This is a genomic window from Bartonella sp. AD24XZML, assembly GCF_042196485.1.
Lineage (GTDB): Bacteria > Pseudomonadota > Alphaproteobacteria > Rhizobiales > Rhizobiaceae > Bartonella.
Genome location: NZ_JBHIQH010000098.1, coordinates 1 through 3711 on the forward strand (window position 1 = coordinate 1; position 3711 = coordinate 3711).

The 3711-nt window shown below is 39.0% G+C and carries 9 protein-coding genes; 6 read left to right on the forward strand and 3 right to left on the reverse strand.

Going from position 1 to position 3711, the window contains the following annotated elements; translation table 11 throughout:
- The 4 genes from ACFIMX_RS08840 to ACFIMX_RS08855 all read left to right on the forward strand — a co-directional run.
- A partial coding sequence (locus ACFIMX_RS08840) for a major capsid protein (RefSeq protein ID WP_375694347.1) occupies nucleotides 1-496 on the forward strand: 496 nt, incomplete at its 5' end.
- Between the two features lies 1 nt (nucleotide 497).
- Nucleotides 498-854, forward strand: a complete 357-nt coding sequence (locus ACFIMX_RS08845) for a hypothetical protein (protein ID WP_375694348.1) — start codon at nucleotides 498-500, stop codon at nucleotides 852-854.
- A gap of 94 nt (nucleotides 855-948) precedes the next feature.
- Nucleotides 949-1197 (forward strand): BrnT family toxin, encoded by a 249-nt coding sequence (locus ACFIMX_RS08850; protein ID WP_012231069.1) that lies wholly within the window; start codon nucleotides 949-951, stop codon nucleotides 1195-1197.
- Nucleotides 1191-1502, forward strand: a complete 312-nt coding sequence (locus ACFIMX_RS08855) for a BrnA antitoxin family protein (protein ID WP_375694351.1) — start codon at nucleotides 1191-1193, stop codon at nucleotides 1500-1502. Before ACFIMX_RS08850 ends, ACFIMX_RS08855 begins: the two co-directional genes overlap by 7 nt.
- A 70-nt stretch (nucleotides 1503-1572) precedes the next feature.
- On the opposite strand, the gene ACFIMX_RS08860 is transcribed toward ACFIMX_RS08855, so the two are convergent.
- The 3 genes from ACFIMX_RS08860 to ACFIMX_RS08870 are packed head-to-tail and all read right to left on the reverse strand — an operon-like array spanning nucleotide 1573 to nucleotide 2470.
- Nucleotides 1573-1845 (reverse strand): BrnA antitoxin family protein, encoded by a 273-nt coding sequence (locus ACFIMX_RS08860; protein ID WP_273783852.1) that lies wholly within the window; start codon nucleotides 1843-1845, stop codon nucleotides 1573-1575.
- A 45-nt stretch (nucleotides 1846-1890) separates the two neighbouring features.
- Entirely contained in the window at nucleotides 1891-2208 is a 318-nt protein-coding gene (locus ACFIMX_RS08865; protein WP_004856761.1) for a type II toxin-antitoxin system HicB family antitoxin, read from the reverse strand.
- Nucleotides 2198-2470, reverse strand: a complete 273-nt coding sequence (locus tag ACFIMX_RS08870; RefSeq protein WP_273790312.1) for a toxin HicA — start codon at nucleotides 2468-2470, stop codon at nucleotides 2198-2200. Before ACFIMX_RS08870 ends, ACFIMX_RS08865 begins: the two co-directional genes overlap by 11 nt.
- A 49-nt stretch (nucleotides 2471-2519) precedes the next feature.
- Between ACFIMX_RS08870 and ACFIMX_RS08875 the strand changes: the two genes are divergently transcribed.
- Entirely contained in the window at nucleotides 2520-3068 is a 549-nt protein-coding gene (locus tag ACFIMX_RS08875) for a hypothetical protein (RefSeq protein WP_375694349.1), read from the forward strand.
- Nucleotides 3049-3711 (forward strand): phage baseplate assembly protein V (locus tag ACFIMX_RS08880; protein WP_375694350.1); only part of this gene is annotated, 663 nt, incomplete at its 3' end. The genes ACFIMX_RS08875 and ACFIMX_RS08880, both read left to right, overlap by 20 nt.

The window sequence follows — 3711 nt, forward strand, 5'->3', positions numbered from 1 at the left end:
TTTTTCTGATCGTTCACGCATTATTGGGCTTTGTGGAAATGAATTCTTTTCCAAGTTGAAAAACCATAAAACAATTCGTGAGACCTATCTCAACACAGCTCTTGCACAAACGTTGAATAGCGCTGGAGGTGTTGCAACACCAAGTGCAATTGGTTCAGGGAGCTTTGGCAGTTTTGACTTTGCTGGTGTAACCTTTATCAATTACCGAAGTATTCATAACTATAATCTGAATGCAAAAGCTGGAACCAAACGCGCTATAGGCATTAAGCCGGATGAATGTCAATTCTTGCCTGCCAATGCACCAGGCGTGTTTCAAAAAACCTTTGCACCGGGAGAAAGTTTGGATTTTGCCAACACGGTTGGAAAACCGCTCTACACCATGTTGATCGTTGATAACGACCGTAATGCATGGGTAAAGCCGGAGGTATACAGCTATCCGCTTTATATTTGCACGCGTCCAGAAATGCTCTCTAAAGCAGTTATTGGAGCGAAATAACATGCGATGGCACGGGTTGCTTCATAAAATGATTCAAGATGTACGCAATACCTTTGGGCAACCCGTCATCTACACGCGAAAGGATAATCAACAATCGTTTCAAATTACAGCGATTTACACCATTAAACATTCGGAATCGGAGGCTGGTGGCAGAATCCCCACCACAATTGCAAAAAAGGAACTTGATGTTTGTATCAATGATATCGGGGGAATACCACCAAAACCTCAAGATAGCGTTGTAGTTATGACGCTTGAAAGTACGAAAGATAGCTTTTCTCAAGAGCATTTTATTGTGACGGATGTACAGGCTTCGGAATCTGGCATGTATAAGCTTATTTTACGTACACAGGAACGCTGATGTTACCAAGAGAAATTTAAAGGAAATAAACACTAAAGATATTTTGTATCACTTTTATTATTGACCTCTTTGAATAAATGTAATACATTAATTTATGATTATTACTTATGATGAAATTAAACGACACAAAAACATTGAAAAACATGGGCTTGATTTTGCTGATCTTCAAATAGAATTTTTTGAAACAGCGATCATCCTTCCAGCAAAGCAAGGACGTTTTATGGCTATTAATGTTTTTACCAATAATGTTATTGCAGTCGTTTTTGCTACACTTGGCGATGAAGCGGTTTCTATCATTTCTATGAGACGTGCGAGCAAAAAAGAAAGGAGTTTAATATTATGACGAAATATCCATATATTAAACCTCTCACCGATGAAGAAGAGGCTGAAATTCAAAAAGAAATTGCATATGATCCAGACGCTCCAGAAGCGACAGATGAACAAATTGCTCAAGCAAAATCATTTGCAGAAGTATTTCCTGATTTAGCTGAAAGCATTAAACGTTCTCGAGGGCGACCACAAATTGATAACCCTAAAGAGCAAGTATCAATTCGTTTGTCACCAGATGTTTTAAAAAAACTTAAAGCCTTGGGTCGTGGGTGGCAATCAAAAGTCGATGACATTTTACGTAAAGCAGTTGGGTTATAAGGCTTTTGTTTATACTATAACACATTTTAATGTCTCTCTGTTTGCTCTATTATTAATAATAGGCGCAAAGTTAATTACAGTGACTTGTTCGTAAATCTTTTTCGATCAAATGTCTGACATAGCGTGTATAAGGAATAGCTTGATTTTTCGCTTTTTCCTTTAAAGCTTTCATAAGTGCTTGAGGCAAGCGAATATTTATAGAAGCTTCTTTAGGTAAGAATTCAAAATGAACGGGTTTAAAACCAGTTAAGTCATAATCCGTAAGATTAGCAGTATCAACGAAGTTTTCTGCTTCTTCATCCGTTTTGAAAACGGGTATTTGTTTTAATTGAGAGGTTTCCATAAAAATTAATCTTTTTTTGGTGCGTATAAGCTGCCTTTAAAAGCTTTAAAGTTTAGAAGAAATATATCTATTTAAACTCACACCATTTTCAGCGGCTTGTATTGCAAGTTTTCTATGGAGTTCTGGTGGTATTCTTAATTGAAACTTACCACTGTATTTACCATGTGACAAAGGCACAGGAACTTCTTCTCCATTATGTTGCATGTCCTCAACAACTTCTGAAACAAGGTCCATAATACCTTTTAAAGCTTTCTCTGCTTGAGCATCTAACCATGAAAGGGATGGGAATTCTGCACACAATCCGACATATTCCTCATCTTCTTGCGACCACAAAACACGATATGTATAATGATTATTGTTCATGTTTCATCCTTTCTATCGCTTGTAAGACTTGTTTGACTTGATAAGCTTTTGCTTTGTTACCAGAATCTTTTTGAATATTCACACGAGGATCACCAAGCCACGGTGTTTTAAAAACAAAGTGGCTTGTACCATTGTTCCGTGGTTCTCCAAAGAAATAGACACATACAGCCAACAAATCTGAAAACTTAATGTTCTTTGGTGATGCTTTCATCAAGCTGATTATTTTTTCAACTTTATTACTCATAACCAATGATAGTATCATTATTAATCCTAGTCAATCATTTTATGCACTTAATTGAACAGGAGCCCCCATGCACCCCCGTGAGACGATAAGGGAAAGCTTTGTTGCGTTGATAAAGGCTGCAAAGACGGTGGCAGGTGACAATGTTTTCAATATGCGTGATTTCAATTTATTTATTGAAACAATGCCGGCCATTAATATCTCAACGCAAAATGAAACCATTGAAGATGGACATGATTTTGGCTTAAGGCGGCGTGTTTTAACGGTGGATGTTGAATGCTATGCAACATGTGAAGAGGGTGCACGCTTTGTTGACCAATTAGCATGGGAAGTTGAAGAGATTTTCTATGCCAACCCCAATCTTAACAACACCGTTGAGACATGCCGCCTGCAAAATATTGCTTTTGCCTTTGGTGATAATGGCGCCCTAGCGCTCCATGGTGCAATTTTAACCTTTGAAGTCATTTATGTGACCAATATCCCCAACATGGATGAAGAAGAAGGCAGTGTAACAGCAAGAATCGTTGAACCTTTCTTAAGCTTTGAACCAGAAACAGGTGTGGGAAACCAAGACAAATACCATAAAATTGAAGGTGGACATGTTAGAGCGGCGCGATAAAGAAATCACAGATCTAAAGAGACGTGTGGCAAATATGGTTGTGGTGGGGAAGATTAGCCATATCGACCATAAAAACGCACGCTATCGAGTAAAAACTGGCAATCTTATCAGTGACTGGATTCCAGATACCCAAGCCCGTGCCGGTAAAACACGCTCTTATGAAGGGCGCGACGTTGGAGAGCAAGTGATTGTTGTCTCATCATCAGGCGATTTATCACAAGGGGTGATTGTTGGTTCACTTCATACCGATGCAAACCAAGCAGCCGATAAGGGCAGCATTCACCGAACGATATACCCTGATGGAACCAGCCTTGAATATGATGATGAACAAAACACCTATGCCCTTAATATCAAATCGGGTGGAAAGTTTATCCTAACCATCTCTGATGGCGTGTCACTCAAAGGGGATGCTGGTAAGCTAGAGCTTAGTGCACCGGAGGGCATAAAAATCACCTCAGAACATGATCTGAGTTTAAAGGCAAAGGGCAACATTTCTATAAAAGCAGAGGGGAACATTTCACTCAATTCGCAGGAAAATGTTTCTCTTTATTCAAGCAATGAGGTTTCCATTCATTCAAGTGGACTAAAACATAACAGCACCAATGTAGGAGCAACCCATGTTCATGGGGGTGTTTTCCCTGGT

Coding starts and splice junctions, on each gene's coding strand:
- ACFIMX_RS08860 (WP_273783852.1), bottom strand. CDS start 1,845: ATGGAAACCTCTCAATTAAAACAAATACCCGTTTTCAAAACGGATGAA.
- ACFIMX_RS08845 (WP_375694348.1), top strand. CDS start 498: ATGCGATGGCACGGGTTGCTTCATAAAATGATTCAAGATGTACGCAAT.
- ACFIMX_RS08875 (WP_375694349.1), top strand. CDS start 2,520: ATGCACCCCCGTGAGACGATAAGGGAAAGCTTTGTTGCGTTGATAAAG.
- ACFIMX_RS08865 (WP_004856761.1), bottom strand. CDS start 2,208: ATGAACAATAATCATTATACATATCGTGTTTTGTGGTCGCAAGAAGAT.
- ACFIMX_RS08850 (WP_012231069.1), top strand. CDS start 949: ATGATTATTACTTATGATGAAATTAAACGACACAAAAACATTGAAAAA.
- ACFIMX_RS08870 (WP_273790312.1), bottom strand. CDS start 2,470: ATGATACTATCATTGGTTATGAGTAATAAAGTTGAAAAAATAATCAGC.